The sequence below is a fragment of the Pseudomonas sp. MF6747 genome (genome assembly GCF_963890955.1).
GTDB lineage: Bacteria > Pseudomonadota > Gammaproteobacteria > Pseudomonadales > Pseudomonadaceae > Aquipseudomonas.
In genome coordinates, this window is record NZ_CAWPSZ010000011.1 from 59,126 (window position 1) to 76,739 (window position 17,614).

General features: G+C 53.0%; 18 protein-coding genes. 5 read left to right on the top strand and 13 right to left on the bottom strand.

Annotated elements, in window-relative coordinates:
- Nucleotides 1–485: 485 nt before the first annotated feature.
- The 13 genes from AACW30_RS12285 to AACW30_RS12345 form a co-directional block, all read right to left on the bottom strand.
- Nucleotides 486–2,453, bottom strand: coding sequence for a DNA topoisomerase III (locus tag AACW30_RS12285; protein WP_042558370.1), 1,968 nt, complete (start codon nucleotides 2,451–2,453; stop codon nucleotides 486–488).
- A gap of 228 nt (nucleotides 2,454–2,681) precedes the next feature.
- Entirely contained in the window at nucleotides 2,682–3,137 is a 456-nt protein-coding gene (locus AACW30_RS12290; protein ID WP_042558371.1) for a single-stranded DNA-binding protein, read from the bottom strand.
- A complete protein-coding gene (locus tag AACW30_RS12295) occupies nucleotides 3,134–3,652 on the bottom strand; it encodes a DUF3158 family protein (RefSeq protein ID WP_042558372.1) in 519 nt (172 codons plus the stop codon). The genes AACW30_RS12290 and AACW30_RS12295 overlap by 4 nt, the downstream gene beginning before the upstream one ends.
- Nucleotides 3,649–4,404 carry a PFL_4669 family integrating conjugative element protein gene (locus tag AACW30_RS12300; RefSeq protein WP_042558373.1) on the bottom strand — a complete coding sequence of 252 codons (756 nt, stop codon included), beginning with the start codon at nucleotides 4,402–4,404 and terminating at the stop codon, nucleotides 3,649–3,651. Before AACW30_RS12300 ends, AACW30_RS12295 begins: the two co-directional genes overlap by 4 nt.
- A gap of 264 nt (nucleotides 4,405–4,668) precedes the next feature.
- Nucleotides 4,669–5,859, bottom strand: a complete 1,191-nt coding sequence (locus tag AACW30_RS12305; RefSeq protein ID WP_131672194.1) for an STY4528 family pathogenicity island replication protein — start codon at nucleotides 5,857–5,859, stop codon at nucleotides 4,669–4,671.
- Nucleotides 5,856–6,404: a DUF2857 domain-containing protein gene (locus AACW30_RS12310; protein WP_010565142.1), complete on the bottom strand. Its 549-nt coding sequence runs from the start codon at nucleotides 6,402–6,404 to the stop codon at nucleotides 5,856–5,858. The genes AACW30_RS12305 and AACW30_RS12310 overlap by 4 nt, the downstream gene beginning before the upstream one ends.
- Nucleotides 6,401–7,990, bottom strand: coding sequence for a ParB family protein (locus tag AACW30_RS12315; RefSeq protein WP_042558374.1), 1,590 nt, complete (start codon nucleotides 7,988–7,990; stop codon nucleotides 6,401–6,403). The genes AACW30_RS12310 and AACW30_RS12315 overlap by 4 nt, the downstream gene beginning before the upstream one ends.
- A 14-nt stretch (nucleotides 7,991–8,004) precedes the next feature.
- Nucleotides 8,005–8,214, bottom strand: a complete 210-nt coding sequence (locus tag AACW30_RS12320; RefSeq protein WP_042558375.1) for a hypothetical protein — start codon at nucleotides 8,212–8,214, stop codon at nucleotides 8,005–8,007.
- An 85-nt stretch (nucleotides 8,215–8,299) separates the two neighbouring features.
- On the bottom strand, nucleotides 8,300–9,145 hold the full coding sequence (locus tag AACW30_RS12325) for a ParA family protein (protein WP_042558376.1): 846 nt from the start codon (nucleotides 9,143–9,145) through the stop codon (nucleotides 8,300–8,302).
- Between the two features lie 5 nt (nucleotides 9,146–9,150).
- The gene (locus tag AACW30_RS12330) at nucleotides 9,151–9,375 is read right to left on the bottom strand and encodes an AlpA family transcriptional regulator (RefSeq protein WP_042558377.1); all 225 of its coding nucleotides are present in this window, start codon (nucleotides 9,373–9,375) and stop codon (nucleotides 9,151–9,153) included.
- A 115-nt stretch (nucleotides 9,376–9,490) separates the two neighbouring features.
- Complete coding sequence (locus AACW30_RS12335; RefSeq protein ID WP_042558378.1) at nucleotides 9,491–10,240, bottom strand: hypothetical protein; 750 nt, start codon at nucleotides 10,238–10,240, stop codon at nucleotides 9,491–9,493.
- Nucleotides 10,241–10,560: 320 nt separating this feature from the next.
- Nucleotides 10,561–11,775: an aminopeptidase P family protein gene (locus AACW30_RS12340; protein WP_042558379.1), complete on the bottom strand. Its 1,215-nt coding sequence runs from the start codon at nucleotides 11,773–11,775 to the stop codon at nucleotides 10,561–10,563.
- Between the two features lie 114 nt (nucleotides 11,776–11,889).
- Nucleotides 11,890–12,816 carry a LysR substrate-binding domain-containing protein gene (locus tag AACW30_RS12345; RefSeq protein ID WP_042558380.1) on the bottom strand — a complete coding sequence of 309 codons (927 nt, stop codon included), beginning with the start codon at nucleotides 12,814–12,816 and terminating at the stop codon, nucleotides 11,890–11,892.
- A gap of 178 nt (nucleotides 12,817–12,994) precedes the next feature.
- Between AACW30_RS12345 and AACW30_RS12350 the strand changes: the two genes are divergently transcribed.
- From AACW30_RS12350 to AACW30_RS12370, 5 genes are all read left to right on the top strand, one after another.
- On the top strand, nucleotides 12,995–13,846 hold the full coding sequence (locus AACW30_RS12350; protein ID WP_042558381.1) for a transporter substrate-binding domain-containing protein: 852 nt from the start codon (nucleotides 12,995–12,997) through the stop codon (nucleotides 13,844–13,846).
- A 30-nt stretch (nucleotides 13,847–13,876) separates the two neighbouring features.
- Nucleotides 13,877–14,527 carry an amino acid ABC transporter permease gene (locus tag AACW30_RS12355; RefSeq protein WP_042558382.1) on the top strand — a complete coding sequence of 217 codons (651 nt, stop codon included), beginning with the start codon at nucleotides 13,877–13,879 and terminating at the stop codon, nucleotides 14,525–14,527.
- A gap of 3 nt (nucleotides 14,528–14,530) precedes the next feature.
- On the top strand, nucleotides 14,531–15,196 hold the full coding sequence (locus tag AACW30_RS12360) for an amino acid ABC transporter permease (RefSeq protein WP_325167585.1): 666 nt from the start codon (nucleotides 14,531–14,533) through the stop codon (nucleotides 15,194–15,196).
- 8 nt (nucleotides 15,197–15,204) lie between these two features.
- Entirely contained in the window at nucleotides 15,205–16,002 is a 798-nt protein-coding gene (locus AACW30_RS12365) for an amino acid ABC transporter ATP-binding protein (protein WP_042558384.1), read from the top strand.
- A 151-nt stretch (nucleotides 16,003–16,153) separates the two neighbouring features.
- A complete protein-coding gene (locus AACW30_RS12370) occupies nucleotides 16,154–16,762 on the top strand; it encodes a hypothetical protein (RefSeq protein WP_052491505.1) in 609 nt (202 codons plus the stop codon).
- Nucleotides 16,763–17,614: the final 852 nt, after the last annotated feature.

Consider the following 17,614-nt stretch of genomic DNA (forward strand, 5'->3'; position numbering starts at 1 on the left):
TCACTGGCATGAACAAAATGAAGAGTGGGCCTGACGGAGTGTCAGGCAAGGAACAGAAAAGCCACCTTTGACGGTCTTACGCAGTCGACAAGCTCCTCGCAAAACTTGGTTGAACTGCGCAATGATTCGTCAACCGATCCTTGTCGTGGCCTGGGTCGGAACATGCTGGCACGCATCCGCGCACAAAGGGTGCCCCTTGTTTCCCCGGTGGGCTCCGGGACTGAATACGATCGCCGAAGCGGATGACCGCTATTGCCGGGTAGAGGCAACAGTGGTCATCCGCCACCACAATCAGGTCGAGCACAAAACGGGAACGAGATCCCGCAGAAGAGGAGACTCCGAACTCGAAGAGTTTGACCGAACTGCCCGGAGCTAATCGGCCTTGGGTTGCCGTTGGCGATTACCCTGAGCCACTACAGCAGAGAGGATGGGACTAGGTCAAGGCGGAGAACGCACCATTTTCATGGTTATCGCCCCATGGAACATTATGAGCGACGCGTATCTTTACTGATTGACACAGTGCCTTTGCAATCCGGATATCGGGAGCATGACCAGAACGGTCCTGATTTGCCCTTTCGTTTGAGCATTGAGGCGTTGCACATGGGACAGCCTGGGTTCGTTTCGAGCGCTATTGCCAACGTGAGCGAGCGGCAGTGTGCGATCAACTGCGCAATCCAGTTCGCCTGCTTGGCAACGAACGCATCTAGGGTCAGGCGTCCCGCTTCGATTTCGTCCAACGCCTGTTCCCAGATTGCGGTCATACCCGGATCTGCGACTGCTGCTGGTACCGCCTCGATCAGGGTATGGGCCGCGGCGGTGGCCATCAAGGCGCGTTTTTTCTTCAGCAAATAACCGCGATCAATTAACCCTTTGATAATGCCGGCTCGTGTGGCTTCGGTTCCGATACCGGTGGTGTCCCGAAGTTTCTGTTTCAGGCGTGGGTCGTTGACAAGCTTGGCGACGTTTTTCATCGCCTTGATCAGATCACCCTCGGTGAGAGGTTTAGGAGCGGCCGTTTGCATGGATTTGAGTTCGGCATTGTCCACTGCGCACTGCGCTCCCTTTTGCAAGATGGGTAAGACTTGGGATTTGTGACTGGGCTCATCCTCCTCGGTGTTTTCGGAGAGTAAGCTTTTCCAGCCCTGGACCAAGATCAGTTTGCCCACAGCGGTCAATCGTTCTTCGCCACACGCCAGTTCGACCTGGGTCCGATCAAACTCATGATGCGGAAGAAACTGCACTAGGTAGTGGCTACGGATCAGTTCGTAGACATGGCGTTCTTGTTCGGACATCCGCACCAGGTTTGCCGGTTCGATGGTGGGGATGATGCCGTGGTGCGCAGTGACCTTGGCATTGTTCCATGCGCGGGAGCGCAATGATTGATCGAGGTCCTCGAATGCAGGTCTGAGTGCAGGATCCGTTTTGAGCAGGGCGTCTAGTACCGCGGGAGCCTCGTTGAACATATTCTCTGGCAAATAGCGGCAATCGCTGCGCGGGTAGGTGGTGGCTTTGTGGGTTTCATACAGGGCTTGGGCGATGTTCAGGGTTTCCTGGACGCCGAGCCCCAGCTTACGCGAGCAGACTTCCTGCAACGTGCTTAGGTCGAAGGGCAGGGGCGGCGGTTCTCGGAAGTGCTCAGTATGTAACGAGATTACCGTGGCGGACTTCTCGTCGGTGATTGTTTGGACCGCGTGATGGGCAAGCACTTGTTGTAGGCAACGCCCCGACTCGTCCCGTCCTGAGCATGGCGGTAACCACGCCGCGATGAATCGCTGGCCCATCGACGATAGGTGTACCTCAATGTTCCAGTAAGGTACCGGGACGAAGCCGGCAATCGCACGATCCCGATCGACCACCAGACGTAAGGTGGGTGTCTGGACGCGCCCCACTGACAAAACGCCGTCGTAGCCTGCCCGCCGACCAAGAAGGGTAAACAAACGACTGAGGTTCATGCCGATCAGCCAGTCGGCACGGCTGCGGGCGAGGGCCGAGTGATAGAGCGGGAAGGTCTCCTGACCAGACTTCAGCGAGGAGAGGGCTTTGCGAATCGACGCCTCGTTGAGGGCGGACAACCAGAGGCGCTGAACGGAGCCTGGATACTTGCAGAGCTCCAGCAACTCGCGGGCAATCATCTCACCTTCTCGGTCGGCGTCGGTTGCGATGACAACGGTGGTGGTTTCGCTGAGCAGGCGTTTGATGATTTTGAACTGCGCGGCAGTCTTGGGTTTGACCTCGACCTGCCACTGCACGGGAATGATAGGTAGATGATCCAACGACCAGTTTTTGTACTGAATGCCGTAGGTTTCAGGCGGGGCCGTCTCCAGTAGGTGGCCGATACACCAGGTGACAGTTGTCTCGGGGCCGATTAGGCAACCATCACCACGCCGAGTGGCTCCGAGAACCTTGGCGATGTCACGACCCTGGGAAGGTTTTTCGCAGAGGAAGAGGCGCATATAACTACTCCGGATTGAGTTCGGAGCAGCGTTGTTCGAAGTAGCAGGTGCGAGATATGAGAAACCCGAATGGCAGGTTCCTCATATTAGTCGGTGAGGGCGGCTTTGAATGGGCTGAAGCTGCTACCTTATTGGAGCGTTTGTAACTGGGTGGGGGGCTTCATGAGCCGCGAGCAATGACAGGCCAGGAACTTCGCGCAAAGGCGCAATTTTTATGCCTGAAGTCGTTCAGGCCTTAGGTGATTGCCCTCTGTGTTTCCTGGGTTTCGAGGTCGGCGAGCTGGCCTGCTCAGTATTTTGAGCGGTCGTCGGTTCACTGGAGCGTTCCCGCATGACCACGCTGTGCACCCGGTGAGGCAGGATGCCGACTCGACGGGCCTCGATCTTGAAGGTCACCCGCGCATTGTCTTCGCTGTCCTCCCACTCATCGCGCACCGTACGACCTTCGACCAGTACGCGCATGCCTTTCTGGTACAGGGTGCTCCAGTGTTCAGCCTCACGGTGCCAGAGCTCAACCGGCGCCCAATAGCCGCCCCGATCTTCATAGCTGCCCTCGCGTGGGATGGGGTTGTCAAAGTACACATTCAGCCGTAGCAAACGCCGCGGCTCGTCATTGCCAGAGGCGAACTCCTGGAATTCTGGCGCACTGCCGATATTGCCTTCGCCAACGAAAAAAGTACTCATCGTGATACCTCCACTGCGGGTGTGAACTGGCGCAGCAGCCGTTCGGCACTGGCCATGTTGATCGCGCAGGTCGTGGCCTGGCGGTAGAGCGAATGCACCACGCTCATCTGCAGGTTCAGTGCAATGCGATCGCATTCGAAGCGGTGCAATCTCTCGCGTACGGCCTGCGGCAGGGCGTTGTTGCAGATCTGGCGTTCCCAGACCGCAACCCCCATACGGGCGAAGTCACGGGTGCGCCAACGCAAAAAGGTGCTGCCTGCGCTGGTGTTCTGCAGCACTAAACGAATGTCCAGCAGCGAGTAAGGGGGCTGTCCGGCTTGCTGCACCACAGCCTCCATCAGGTGACATAACTGCGCCTCGATTTCCCTCGCCACCTGCGCCAGGTGCTCCAACTCCCCCTTACCCTTAAAAGGTTTTAAAAGGCCTTTTAGGGAGGCTGCGTGTTCGAGCTGTCGATAGGCATCCGGTGTTAACGCTTCGAAGGGCATTGGTTGAGCCGGGATCATCGGATTCATGCTTCGTCCTCCGGCTCATCCACTGTCGCAGAGGGCTCTCCCGCGTCCTCTGCCAACGCGTCGGCATCATCCACTGCCACCGCACCACGGCGAGTGATTGGCGGTGCAAACTGGGAGCGGCGATGACCCTCAAGAATGTCCATCGGGGGCAAACCCAGTTTCTCAATGGCCGCAATGGCCCGGGCGTTGTTCGCCGCCATGTCATCACGCGTGACGCCGGCATGCCGATAGCGCTGTGCCTGACTGAACAGGCTACGCAGCAGATGGGCGCCGTCGTCGATCCAGGCTTCCATGTCGATACGGCCGATCAGGGCGGTGTGATGGGCCAACAGGGTACGACGCACCAGGGTGTCGTAGTCGGTCAGCAGGTAGACCGCGAGAAAACCCAGCTGGCTGCCGATGTACAACGGCAAGGTGACGGGGTGGATGTTGAGGTTGTCCCCCATGTCGATCTGTGTCGGCAGGTCCTGTCTGATCCGATCCAGCTGTTGGGTCAGTTCCCGCATCCCAGCCTTGGCCTGCATCAGTTTTTCTTCGAGTTGCACGATGGCCCAATCGGCATAGGGATCGTCCTGGGCCGCGGTTTGTTTGATCAGGTTGGTGACACTGATGTAGCCGGCCATACCCATGATCGAGTGGACGCCTTCGCGTGCGGCTCGACCTTGCCAGATACGGGCGGCATGGTGGGTGTGCAGGGTCAGGGTGATGCTGCTGCGCAATGAACCCAGATTGAGTTGATAGTGATCGGCCACGGTGGTGTCCTCGCATTCGCTTGGACAGGAACGTTGCGACAGATGAAGGTGAAGGACAGCCAAAAAGCTGAATGCGGTCTGTTCGGTTTGGTTTAAGAGGGTTAACTATGGAGACGTCAGTGGATTTGATGCCAGTGGCATCAAATCCATTGACGTCTACGTTCATGGGAGGAGATGCCCCGGCTTTTTCCTAAAAATTTCATGGTATGGTCCGATGTGTTCGTAGAGTGGAACTCCCTGGATTTGATGCCACTGGCATCAAATCTACTGACGTCCACCGCGTTTGCCACGCAGTTGGCGCAGCTCATTCAGGCACGCTTGGGCAAGGGCAGACGCGGGTTCGCCCTGTTGTCGAGATGGCCGCGAGGGGGCGGGTGGGGGCGGTTCTGCAATGGGTGACGGTTCGGCCTGACCTGCCCAAGGACGAAAGTCACCTTTCAGCGCACGCTGGATCAGACCCATCAGATACGCCGCTGGCTTGCGGATACCGCCGGCCGTACAGCGTGCTCCCGCTTCGTTGAGCACCGCCTGCCGATCCGCGGGCTTGAGCTTGTTCAGCGCCACGGCGATGGCCTGACGCTCGTTTGGGCTCAGGTGCAGCGCAGCAGGCCAGTGCAGGTTAACCACCGCTGGGGTCGCGCGCGGTACTGTACAAATACTTTCTTTTAATACAGTACAGGCGGCGTTCGGATTCCGAACGGTGCGGGAAACACTGGCGTTCAGACTCGGTTCGGAATCCGAACGAGGGCCTGCACGATTCCGAACGAGGGCATCTTCCCTCCGTTCGGAATCGTGCAGAGTGGCATCGGTTGCCGGATCCAATCCTTGCTGCGCCCAAAGTTCGCCCCAACTGTCGAGCCGCGTCGGTAACCGATCCTGATCGATATTCGTGTCTTGGCGGACTTCCTCCACAACGTGCTGGGCGACAATACGCACCGCCTTGGTGGCATGACCGAGGGCATGTCCGACCAGCGCCAGGTAATCCTGATCCAGTTCCAAGGCTTCGGCGGGGGTTAACGGCTCATCGTGCAGGACATACAGAGAACCTTGGAGACGTCCGCTGAGCTGATCGCGTCCGCGACTCACCAAACTGAGCCAGCGCGTCAACCTGAGCATCGTCAACACCCGAGCAATGGTTTCACGGGAGGCTAAGGCGCCGTAGGGCACACTCGATAAGTAAGGCTGCAGATCCTCATAGCGCGGCGTGACCACGCCCTGGCCTTGCAGCATGAGTCGAAACACTTGCCAGGCATTACGTTCCAGTGGCGTCAGCCGACTATCCAACAGCAGGCGACGCGGCACGACTTCGTGTGATTGGCCACTGAACAGAAAGCCAGCCTGTAGAGCCTGATTGGAGGGCTGTTCAGTGGCAGGGCGGGCTGGCCAGCGCTCATGCAGCTGCTGTGTGCATTGCTGCAGGACACGTTGCCAGCGACTGGCAGGAACAGCATTCATGTTTTGTTGCTGTACTGGTCGATTTGCTGCCAAACGATGGTCAAGCTGATCTGCTGTTCTTCGGCAAGCATCATCATAGCGTCGAGTTTATCCTCGGTGCCGTCCTCTGTTCGTATTTGGCACCAACGTTGCCACAACGCATGCTCCTGCGCTTCGCTTAAATGTTGGGGGCGGCCTTTACGAGTTTCTATCTTGAGTAGACGCCGACGCATGGCTGTTTCCGAATGCGCCAAGCCAAAACACTGGTACATAATGGTGCTGCTGGCGCCGAGTTTGAGCGCTCGGTTGATCAACCGTTCGTTCTGTTCATCACGTTCAGCTTGTTCGATCAAACGATGCAGCACCGGCGAGTCAATCTTGACCTCAAGCCAAGGGACAGTGGCATGGGCCAGGCGCGATAACGTGGTCGGTGGTAAGGATTGCAGCATGAAGATGTCATCCTCACTCAGTCCAAGTGCCTTGCAGCGTTGCAGGTTGCCCAGGCGTAGTTCGTGCAGTACCTGGGTTAGCATGGCTTGATTGAGCATATTGAAGGACAAATTCATCTCAGCTCCTCCGGTGAGTTTTTGTCTTCAAAGATGAGTGTTAAGTCGATTAGGCGCCGGGCCAAGCGGATCAGGCGAAACAGTTTGATTAGCATACTGTCAGGCAGTCGCTCCAGGCCCACGTCCGTGACTGGTCTATCTGGTAGAGGGAGTTGATAGACCCCCAGCAACAACTGCCCGAACAGTGCGGAGGGGATTTGCTTGCGATCCTCCCAGTTCACCTCGTCTTGAGCCCGTAACAGGGCCAGGAGCATTAGGTGAACGCCCGTCGAGCGAGGCGCTGAAAGATCGAGTCGCTCAATGTTCAGGGCGAAGCCCAAGCCACGCTTTTGATCAATGATGCTCTCGGCATCTCCGGCATAGGCCGCCATTTCTCGAGCCAGTCCAGCAATGGCTAAACGCAGTTGTTCAGGTGTATCCAGCTGTGGTGTGATGATCCAAAGGTCGTCGATTGGGCAGGTTTCGACTGGAGACGTCGGCTCGGTGGAGATCTCGCGATCGATTTGCTCACGAATCTGTTGAACGCGTGATAGATGACTGACCGCAGGTGAAGTATTTTTTTCGGGGGCTGTGAGCCGTTCTTCTGAAATTGGTTCTATCTTGCTCTGGGCATCAGTTGATTCGGGATTAGCGTCGGAGGAGGGCGACTCTGCCGCAGTTTCATGCACGCTTGGCCGATGGCTGTTTTCTGGAGGCGTGGTGGTGACAGCCCCAGGCGTGGCGACGACCCGTTGGGTATCGCTCAGCTCCAGGGCCAGCATACGGTAGGACTGTCCAAGCAGGTGGCTCATGCGTTCGAGCAATTCGTCCTGGATCTGCTCAAGATCAAAAGATTCAGGATCGCCATCGAAGTAGCCCATGGTTTCTAGCCAGAACTCTGCAAATGAAACGGCAGCGGTTGGATAACGATTCCAGGTTCGCTCAGCCTGACTACGTAGACCGATCAGGCGCTCTATCTGAGGCTTACCCAATCCGGCATACAGAGTTTGTGGAATGGCGGGCAATAAGTGTTCGAGGGTGTCCAGCATACGGCTGATATGCGACTGCGAAATCGGATAGCCTCCAGCGGCAAGACGTCGAGCCAGCTCCCGTTGTGATAGATCTGCGCCATCGGACTCAAGCATGGTTTTGAGTTTGGCTACTGCCAGCGCCCGTTCGATGAACGTGAGTTGACCGTGCAGGTCGCTTTCCGCCAAATGGCCGAGTAGGGCGGTGATTTCATTGCCCCAAGGTCGGAACAGGCAGTGGATCCGAAAGAAACGCTCGTCGCGAGTTTCCTGCCACAGTTCGCCGAGAATGGCTAAGCGCGTATTACCGCCGTTGCGGATGATGAAAGAGGTTTCACCCGGGCGGCGGGTTATCGGTGGCGGTTGATCCAGCCCGCGTTCACGGATCGACGCCTTGATATCGTCATAAAGCGGGTTACGAATGAAGCGTGGGTTGTGTTCGTAGGGACGTAACTGTTCCAGAGTGACCAGCATGGGAGTGTCGATGACGGGATCGGACAGTCGCTCCAGTCCAGGACCTTGAGTGAAGTGGTCCTGGTGCAGCTTGTCGGTAATTTCCTCCTGACTGAGCTTCTTCATCTGAACCGCCTCGGTTAACGCCGGCTACGCAAATGGTCACCGACCTCGAATTTCACGATTTCGGCAGTCCCTGAACCTTCGAAATGTTGGGAGAGTTCTGCGAGGAACCACAACATGGCCGAGCGCCCCCCTTGCAAACGAAAAACTAAAGTGCAGCACTCCCCGCAAGCCGCGTCGTGTGGTCGAATGGAAGGCTGAACAACGATAGGAAACTGATCCAACATTAGAAAACTCCTTACCAAGCCCTGATGGCTTCAAGGTCGATCAAACAAAAATAATTCGGTGAAAAAGCTAATTGGGCGATTTGGTTTATCGAGACTCCGCACACCTCATTACCGATGAGACCGCTTCGCGCCATTCCGGGAATAATTCGATTGCCAGCGCTTGCATTACTTCTAGCGCAGACTGCGAGCGTCGGCGTTTACTCGACGGGCGAGCATCTATTCGGTGGGCCGGTAAGCCGAGGGAGGCGGCATTGAGGTACGCCACCCGGTCCGGGATTACGGTGTCTAGAACCGAGATATTGGTAGCCTCTGCGAAATTCTCGCGCAGGCTTCGGATGATCATCCGGGTGTCCACTCGATTGACGTTCACTTGGTTCAGTAAGAGCCGCAACGGCGGCGGGTCGATGCCTAGATGACGAAACGGTTCGAGCTCACTCAGTAGTTTTAAGGTGCCCCGACGCATTTCGCGGGCAGCGAGCATTTCCGGCGTGATGGGAGAGAGGGCGAGATCGGAGGCCAAGATGGCCATTTCCAACAGCACACCGCGGGCTCCCTGAGTATCAATCAAAAGCAGGTCATAATTGAGATGCAAATCGTTGAGCAAATTGTGTAGGCGTAGTCGTCCGTCAGGGGCATGTAGCAACAAAGTGCTCAGTCGACCTTGATCGTCATTAGAGAAAATCAGGTCGAGACCGACGACTGCAGTCCTAGAAATTATTCGTTCAGGTATTGTTAGATTGAGTGCAATGAGCTCGTACGCACCTGCCTGCGCTTTCTGGCTCAATGAATAATAACTGGAGAGGGTGGGTTGGCTATCCAGATCCAAGAGCAGAACACGGAGACCAGCATCGGCCAACAGGCCGCCGAGGTTCGCCGCTACTGTAGTTTTGCCTACACCACCCTTGGTGGAAACCACCGAGACCACGTGCATCACCCTCACTCCTGTTGTGAAAGGCGTTCTGCAATCCAGTGTTCGATTTCCAGAGAGTCCCAGCCGACTGCGCGCAGCCCGATACGCTTCGCCCGCGGGAACTTGCCTTCCTTCATCAGGTTGTAAATATGCGCACGTTTGAAGCCGGTTTTTAGTTCAACCTCGTCACGTCGCATGATGTGGCGTTGGGGTTGAGGTGCTTCGAGTGCGGGTACCGATGGGTTGGACATGCTAGTCACTCCTGGCGCCTGTTGGCGCGTGGTGGGAAGTGACTTGGATTGAATCGCACTAGCGCGGCTGAGTCATTGCACTGCAATCAAGCCCATTGCAACGCAATTGACTGGATCAGTTGTTTTTCTTGAGGCTACGATTGGCCACGGCAAACTTTTCATCCAGCGTCCGCTTGCTGAGGCCGGGCACATCTTTGTGACGGGCGACAATGGCGTCGACGATGGCTGCTTGATTCGTGAATACCGAAAGAGGTTTTCCGGCGGGCGAATGGTCCAAAAGAAGGCTGACCAATGCCCCGATCATATTGTGATAGGTCAGTTCACTACGCTCGCTGAGTTGACCATTCGTTTTGGCCAAGGCTTTGAGATCATCTCTTTCAAGTCCAATCGACTGGAGTTCTCCCAAGATTTCTTGAATGTGTTGCTGTTGCGCTTTCAACGCTCTCGATAACTCGTCTCGATCTGCTTTCACTGAAAGAAACGTTCCGAGACTGACCTTTGCAGATGTATCCTCACCGGACTCGAATAAAAAGCTGGGCTTATGGTCGGGATAATGAATTTCCATCCAGCGGCGTAAGTCTGAATGGCGTATGGTCAGCTGATAGGGCTCTACGTAGCTTCCCAAAGGAACAGAAACGCCGAGGCAGCCGTACGGCAGTTCTCCATTGCGTATGGCGTCTAAAATCCTTTCGACAGCGATGTGAAGATTGGGCCATTGGGGAAAGAGGGTTGCAAGGTTCTCAGGACGAGACCAATCCGCCTGCATAATTTGGGCTTCGTAGCGAGTGAGATTGCACCAGCGCAATGCGGCATCTATAGGGCGATAGAAGCTTTTGCTATGCGAATTAAAAACATTAATAGCCATAGCGTGACGGACCTCCATTCCTAATGGATAGGCCTCTCACCGACTATCAATATTCAAACTAGCGATTCATGCTAGCTGTTTCCTCCATCGACCAAATCGGTGAGGTCATTTAATTTCGAGTGCTACCTGAAAGCAATACCCGAGTAGCAATCGATGTTTTTACGCAATCCAGAGCCACAATCTCGGTCTCTTAACCAAAAATTCGGGTTCTGATTAGGTATCCTCCACATGACCCAGAGGTGCAGATATCATTAATCAATGATGCAGATTCTTGATGTTTGGAACTTCTTGATCAATTGAACCGCTCTGGACGTTAATTGCTAGGGAAGATTGATTATATTGTGCTCAGGCCCAGAGCCTAATTTCGTAATATTTTCCGCACCCCTGTCATTTACAATGAGCACGCTGCCCTCTCGATATCCCCCAGCACCTGGCGTACCTTCCGGTAGCATTACCATTGGTGTCATCGATACCACCATGCCCGGTTCTAGCACCGTCTCGATATCTTCGCGCAATTCGAGCCCAGCCTCCCGTCCGTAATAGTGGCAAAGGACTCCATTTGAGTGACCGTAACCAAATGTGCGATATTTGAGCAGATCCGCTTGTAGATAGATTTCATTTAGCTCTGCCGCAATATCGCAGCAACGAACCCCTGGTCTGATTATCTCCTGCCCGCGTTGGTGTACTTTGCAGTTGATTTCCCATATGCGACGCTGCTGGGCATTTGGCTCACCCAAAAAAGCCGTTCGTTCTAATGAAGAAAAATAGCCTGCGATCATCGGAAAACAGTTAACTGAAAGTATATCCCCGGATTTAACTCGACGACTGGTAACGGGATTATGTGCACCATCGGTGTTCAGACCGGATTGAAACCACGTCCACGTGTCGCGTAACTCGCAGTAAGGCATACGCCTAGCAATTTCCCTAGTCATTGCAGACGTCCCCGCAATGGCTACCTCGTACTCAGGCACACCTTCAGATATCGCGTCTAAACAAGCCGCACCTCCTACGTCCGCTACCGCTGCACCAATACGAATCAGCTGGATTTCTTCGATTGACTTGAACATACGAATACGGTTGGTGCCAGGCGCGATGTCAACCAGTTCCGCATTATCAAGAGCGGCTTCGATCTTGCGAAATTTATCGAGGGATAGATGATCGAACTCTACGCCTATACGGCGAGATTTTAATGGGATTGCTTTACGTAGAGCAACGAAATAGTTATCACGCTCCCAGTCTGTATAGACAAGATTATCTCCCCAGCTGCGGCGATAACCTTGGCCTCCATCAATATTGGTTGTGATAAGAATGGAGCTATCGTGCGTTACTACTAATGCGTAGCTACGCCCAAACTCGCAGAAGAGGAAGTCGCCAAAATAGTTTATGTTGTGTATTGAACTCAATACAATGGCGTCCAAACTGGTGCTGGTCATATGCTGACGTAACAGCTGAAGGCGTCGGGACATTTCCTTCACACTGAAAGTAGACCGTGTTTTAGGTCCATTTTGAAGTGTAATGTAATTAGGCATGCTCATGCCGAGGTTCCTGTCTAGTGAAGGCAGCGCGTAGCATCTCCTTCACGCCCAATAGGAACAAATGACGATTTTTAATTCCGTACTATTAGCAGAGCTTATGGCTGAGACAGATATCTAGCTGCCCAGGTTCAAGCGCCGCTGCGACAGATGCTGCTCCACCTCGCTCTTGATCCACTTCTTTAGCGCCTGAACCCGAGGGCGGTCTTCATGAATGCTGGGGTGCACTAGCCATACTTGGCCATCTTGCATTACCTCAGGGAACGGCCTGACCAAGGTACCGTTTGCTATCTCTTTTGCACACAGCGAATGCCGCATTAACGCGACCCCCTGACCATCACAAGCCGCCTGCAACACAAGGTCTGCCCGTGAAAATGAGCAGCCTCCACGGGTATTGATATCGTAGCGGCTGTGCCGGGAGAAAAAAGCGTCCCAGTTGGTGCTGTAGGCAGCGTGAGGCATAGAGTCATGTAACAAGATTGTCTGGCACAAATCACCATAATCTTTGATTTCTACTCGTGCCAACAAATCCGCGCTGGCTACTGGATAAACGAGGTCATCGAATAGGTGTAGCTGAGAGAGTTTGGCATTGTCAGTCCAAGCGCAGCTGATTGCCAAGTCGACGCCGTCGCTATTGAAATTAGGGGTACTCAGATCCGCTTCTACCTCCAACTGTATGCCAGGGTAGGCTTGATTGAAGGATGGCATCCGCGGCAGCAACCACTTGCTAGCGAAGGAGGGCATAACGCGCACTTTTAGCGTGCCACTTAGCTCTTCATCTCCAATTTGGTGCAAAGTCATTCCTAAAAGCCTCAACGCTTGGTCGACTCCGACGTGCAAGCGTTCACCGCGTTGCGTAAGCCTCAAACCCCGAGGCAGGCGATAAAAAAGCTCATAGCCCAGTTCCTGCTCAAGCGCTTGAATCTTCTGGCTTACAGCGCTTTGTGTAAGGAACAGGTCTTTTGATGCGCGAGTGAAGCTCAAGTGCCGTGCAGCAGCATCGAAGTAGCGCAATCCCTCAAGAGAAGGTAGGGCACGAGACATGACGAGGCTCCAGCTGTTGGGATTTTACCGGTACAAGCATGAGTCATGCCGACATTAGTAAACCTAATGAGTCGACGTTAAAAATAGCCGTTTGTTCATGATTTCGGTTGTGGACATGCTGTGTGAACGCCAACCGGTTCGCCCACTTCTACTCGTAACTCATCGAAAGGATCGCGTCATGAGACCACTGTACTCGCTGCTGACCCCATTGTTAGTTGGCACTTTAGTGTCCTTTGCAGCTGTTGAGGCTAAGGCTGATTTACTTTCTGACATCAAGGGGCGTGGCGAGATTGTCGTCGCAACCGAAGCACGTTATGCGCCTTTTGAGATGATCGAGGACGGTAAAATTGTCGGGTACGGGAAAGACTTACTCGACGCGATTATGCTTGATTTGCCCGGGGTTAAACTTAAACAATTAGATGTTCCATTTCAGGGCATACTTCCTGGATTATCCAGCAAAAGATTCGACTTCGTAGCCACGTCACTTACTATAACTAAGGCGCGCGCAGAAAGTTTTGCTTTTACCTTGCCTTTCTCCACTGCTAGTGTGGCAGTATTGAAGCGTAAAGGAGACGCCCGGATCAATAGTGCCGAAGATTTGATTGGCATGGTAGTAGGAAGTCAAGCCGGGGCACCACAAATCGACGTGCTCAAGGAGTATGAGCGGACTGTACTACAGCCGACGAAGAACTCGGGCGTGAAAGAAATCAAGGCATTTATGGACTATAATGAGGCTTATGCGGCTTTGGCCTCCCGTCGTGTCGATGCAGTCGTTCAATCCCTACCCAATCTCGCGCCTTTAATCAAGGAGCGTGGAGATGTATTTGAAATTGTACAGCCTCCCTTCGGACCGCCGACATACTATGCGTGGGCCGGTCGTAAAGATGCTGACAGCGCCTCTCTTGTTAAATTCTTTAGTGACGGTATTGCAAAGCTGAACGCAAGCGGTGAGTTAGCCAAACTTCAGCGCAAATGGTTCGGCTTCGAAATGCCTCTACCTACTGATGCTGTTCCAGCACCGATAAACTGAATGCAGTAATGCTAATCGGGAAAATTAGGTATGTTTGATTTAACAGCTACAGCCCACTATTTGCCACAGCTTTTGGCAGGCCTATTTACCACACTATGGGTATCTTTGACCGCTATTGCGTTAGGGCTGGTGATGGGCTGGGCTGTTTGTCTTGGTCTGATGAGTGAGCGTAGGTGGCTCCGGATGTTTTGCGCTGTTTATGTAAGCTTCTTTCGAGGCACGCCTTTGTTGGTACAGCTTGTTCTAGTGTTTTATGCACTACCTTCTATCGGAATAAGTTTACCTCCACTGGCGGCCGCGATTGTCGCATTAACTTTGAACAGTGGAGCCTTCCAAGGTGAAATATTGCGCTCCGGTTTCCAGCTTCTGCCATACGGTCAAACTGAGGCGGCCAGAGATCTTGGTCTGTCGCGCTGGCAAGCATTGATTTATATTAAAACACCTCAAGTGTTGAAGGCCATGTTGCCTGCTCTTGTAAACGAAACTATCGATATCATTAAAAATTCCTCATTGATTTCTGCTGTCGCTGTACATGAGCTTATGAGGACAGCTCAAACCCTTGCCTCAACTACCTACCGCCCCATCGAATTCTTTATCGTGACCGGGCTGCTTTACTTGGCTCTAACAATGGCGACTGGACGGGTGGGTAACTGGCTGGAAGCTAGGCTAAAAATTGCGTAGGAGGTGCCTTTGATCGGCATTGGTCTGTTTGACGAGTACGGTGGCTCAATCCTAGCTGGGATTTGCGTTACGCTGAAAATGAGTATCGGGGGAATTGCGCTGGGGATGGTTTTGGGCTTGGTGTTACAGAGTTTATACAAGCCTGATAACAAGCCATTTGCCTTTTTATACCAGCTGTATTTAAATGTTTTTCGGGGTACGCCGCTTCTTCTACAATTATTTTTGGTTTTCTATGGGGGACCATACATAGGTATTGAATGGACTGCAGAAACCGTAGGATTGATAGGTCTAGGGTTGTATGGTGCAGCCTATTTTGCAGAGATATTTCGTGCCGGACGTGAGTCAATTCCACAAGGTCAACTCGAAGCTGCAAGAGATCTGGGACTGACAGGTACCCAGGTATTTCGCGTTGTGCTGTGGCCGCAGATGATGGCTCGGTGCGTATCAGCAGTCGTCGGGCAGACGATAATTCTACTAAAGGAGTCGTCTGTTTTGTCGATTATAACAGTCGCTGAGTTAACTAACGTGGCGATGACAATTGCTGTTCAGAGCTACTCCATGCTGGAGCCATATACGATATTGGCGTTGACGTATTGGGCTATTGCCATTGTACTAGCTGGCATTGGTTCCAGAGCTGAGCGGCATTTTAAAAATTATCTGCAGCGCTGAGGTTATGCATGTCCAATTCATACGCTATAGAAATTCGTGATTTGCAAAAAAGCTATGGTCAACATGAAGTGCTCAAAGGCATTTCACTCACCGTCGCGAAAGGCGAGGTGGTTAGCATCATCGGAGGTTCTGGATCTGGTAAATCAACGTTGCTGAGATGTATAAATTTTCTTGAAGAATATGACGGTGGTGAGGTACTGGTAAATAACCGCCTTATTGGTTACGGAAGCTCTGTTACTGGAGGTTTGTACCAATTGCCCGAAAACATAATCCAGAGTTCGCTTCGCAAGGTGTGCATGGTTTTTCAACAGTTCAATCTATGGCCACATATGCGTGTTCTTGATAATATTGCCACCCCCTTGAGGCTTGTAAAAAAAATGCCGAAACTTGCGGCATATGCGATGGCGGAGGCCCAGCTTGAAAAGGTCGGTCTCGCTCATAAGGCTTCAAGCTACCCGAGTCAACTCTCCGGAGGTCAACAGCAACGGGTGGCAATAGCCAGAGCGTTGGCGATGGAACCCAGCATTATGCTCTTTGACGAGCCTACCTCAGCTTTAGACCCCGAATTAGTAGGAGAGGTGCTCAATGTCATTAAGGACGTGGCGAGTGAAGGTATGACATTAGTCATCGTGACGCATGAGATGGGATTCGCGGCAAAGGTATCGGATAAAGTCGTCTTTCTCGCTGATGGTCGCGTAGAGGAACAGGGACCTCCTAGCCAGATATTTGGGGCTCCTACCAGCCCTCGCTTACTTCAGTTCCTTACGTCATGGAATGAGCGGCAGAATGGTGGCAGTGTAAATTGAATTGCATTTACATCAATGGTCTTACTTTGTGATCAAGCTATCGTCTGATCTCTTTCCAGAAATATTAGTTGCTAAATGTTATATTGTGCGGTGTCGCGTTTGAGCATGGTTCCGAGGATGCAGAAAAGTGCCTAGATTTCCTGGAGGTGACTTGGATATTGTGAAAGTTGGGTTCTTGCTCACTGAGGGGTTTGACCTATATTCATTAGCGAATGCTATACAGCCACTACGATCCGCTAATCATGTAGCAGGCTTTCAGCTTTGTGAATGGCAAATTCTCAGTTTAGAAGGGGGCACGCTTAACGCAAGCAGCGGCATAGCTACTGAAACTACTCGGCTGGACCATGCGCAGTTATTTAATGTGTTGATCCTGTGTACCGCCGAGAATATACATTCCGATACGGATTACGATGATATCAGGCAGCGGCTGGACCATTGGAGCACCGAGCCTGTTGATCTGGGGGCCTTCGGCGGTGCGGGCTGGTTGTTGGCAATGAGTGGCGCGCTAAATGGTTTTCGTTGCAGCCTTCCTGAAATAGGATACTCCCAGCACCTCGGTATTTACAAAGACATCAAGTTTGTCACCGCGCCATTCTGTGTCGACCGTGGACGCCTAACATGTATTGGCCGCCAAGCTGTTCAAGGGCTCATGTGCGAATTTCTAGCACAAGAGTATGGGGGATACATGATGTTAGAAGTTGAAAAGAATCTGGCAGTTAAACTAGGCGCAAGTGGTACGATCCCTCAGGTCCGAACTTAATTCCAGATAACCGTTATGAAGTGGCTTATCGATGTAGATTTAAGAGACAGAGCCCTGGGTGTTTTGTGTGGCCGATTCGAAAGTGCTCAACCGTTCGCATATCAATGTTATTTACTTCTAGACCGAAATTATCCATCGCCAAGCTTGTTTCGGTAATCTCTCTACCACCGTGGCCATACCCTTATCCTGAGATTGATCGGGCTAGCATGAAGATCTGCCTCGGCAAGGATGTTATCGTTAATATCATGATATCCGCTAATGAATCGCATCCATCGCCCATTCTGGAAGCCGGTCTGCACATCTGAGATGTGTTGGGCTACTCGGAACTCAAGCGCTTTTTCGCTCTGATCACCGATAACAGCGCAAATACGCTGCACTTGGCAGACCCCTACAGGCTAGCGGTCAGGCGGCCTGCTAATGTTTGATCCTGTCCGCTCCAGGCGCCTACGTAATAATCTGTAGTCTGATGTTACTCCACAAGGCAAAGTCATGATGGTGGGCAGCTGGGCGCGCATAACTCCGATAGGCCTGTCTGCTGGAAGTAGTGCTATCTATATCTGGCGTCAGTGCGGCTGATGATGTTGCAATTCACTAATCAAGGCGCACGCGAAATCAGCCAAGCTGACGTCACAAATCGGCGACGTTCAATTACCGACCTCCAGACATTCTGCCTTTTCCAAGCTAGCTCGACGTATCGAGATGATGACGTAGTTGCCTGAGATTTGACTGGCGTCCCCTGGCGTCGAATAGCCCGCACAACCTGTCCGTCGCAGCCTCACGCGCGACGTGCTGAGTGTTGATGGACGTATGCCATCCAAAACGTCGCGCTGTGGAGCACTTTTTTTGATTAGG

Excerpts from the sequence above, each read along its gene's own strand:
- AACW30_RS12285 (WP_042558370.1), bottom strand. The coding sequence starts at position 2,453 with ATGCGCCTCTTCCTCTGCGAAAAACCTTCCCAGGGTCGTGACATCGCC.
- AACW30_RS12290 (WP_042558371.1), bottom strand. The coding sequence starts at position 3,137 with ATGAGTACTTTTTTCGTTGGCGAAGGCAATATCGGCAGTGCGCCAGAA.
- AACW30_RS12295 (WP_042558372.1), bottom strand. The coding sequence starts at position 3,652 with ATGAATCCGATGATCCCGGCTCAACCAATGCCCTTCGAAGCGTTAACA.
- AACW30_RS12305 (WP_131672194.1), bottom strand. The coding sequence starts at position 5,859 with ATGAATGCTGTTCCTGCCAGTCGCTGGCAACGTGTCCTGCAGCAATGC.
- AACW30_RS12310 (WP_010565142.1), bottom strand. The coding sequence starts at position 6,404 with ATGAATTTGTCCTTCAATATGCTCAATCAAGCCATGCTAACCCAGGTA.
- AACW30_RS12315 (WP_042558374.1), bottom strand. The coding sequence starts at position 7,990 with ATGAAGAAGCTCAGTCAGGAGGAAATTACCGACAAGCTGCACCAGGAC.
- AACW30_RS12320 (WP_042558375.1), bottom strand. The coding sequence starts at position 8,214 with ATGTTGGATCAGTTTCCTATCGTTGTTCAGCCTTCCATTCGACCACAC.
- AACW30_RS12325 (WP_042558376.1), bottom strand. The coding sequence starts at position 9,145 with ATGCACGTGGTCTCGGTGGTTTCCACCAAGGGTGGTGTAGGCAAAACT.
- AACW30_RS12330 (WP_042558377.1), bottom strand. The coding sequence starts at position 9,375 with ATGTCCAACCCATCGGTACCCGCACTCGAAGCACCTCAACCCCAACGC.
- AACW30_RS12335 (WP_042558378.1), bottom strand. The coding sequence starts at position 10,240 with ATGGCTATTAATGTTTTTAATTCGCATAGCAAAAGCTTCTATCGCCCT.
- AACW30_RS12340 (WP_042558379.1), bottom strand. The coding sequence starts at position 11,775 with ATGAGCATGCCTAATTACATTACACTTCAAAATGGACCTAAAACACGG.
- AACW30_RS12345 (WP_042558380.1), bottom strand. The coding sequence starts at position 12,816 with ATGTCTCGTGCCCTACCTTCTCTTGAGGGATTGCGCTACTTCGATGCT.
- AACW30_RS12350 (WP_042558381.1), top strand. The coding sequence starts at position 12,995 with ATGAGACCACTGTACTCGCTGCTGACCCCATTGTTAGTTGGCACTTTA.
- AACW30_RS12355 (WP_042558382.1), top strand. The coding sequence starts at position 13,877 with ATGTTTGATTTAACAGCTACAGCCCACTATTTGCCACAGCTTTTGGCA.
- AACW30_RS12365 (WP_042558384.1), top strand. The coding sequence starts at position 15,205 with ATGTCCAATTCATACGCTATAGAAATTCGTGATTTGCAAAAAAGCTAT.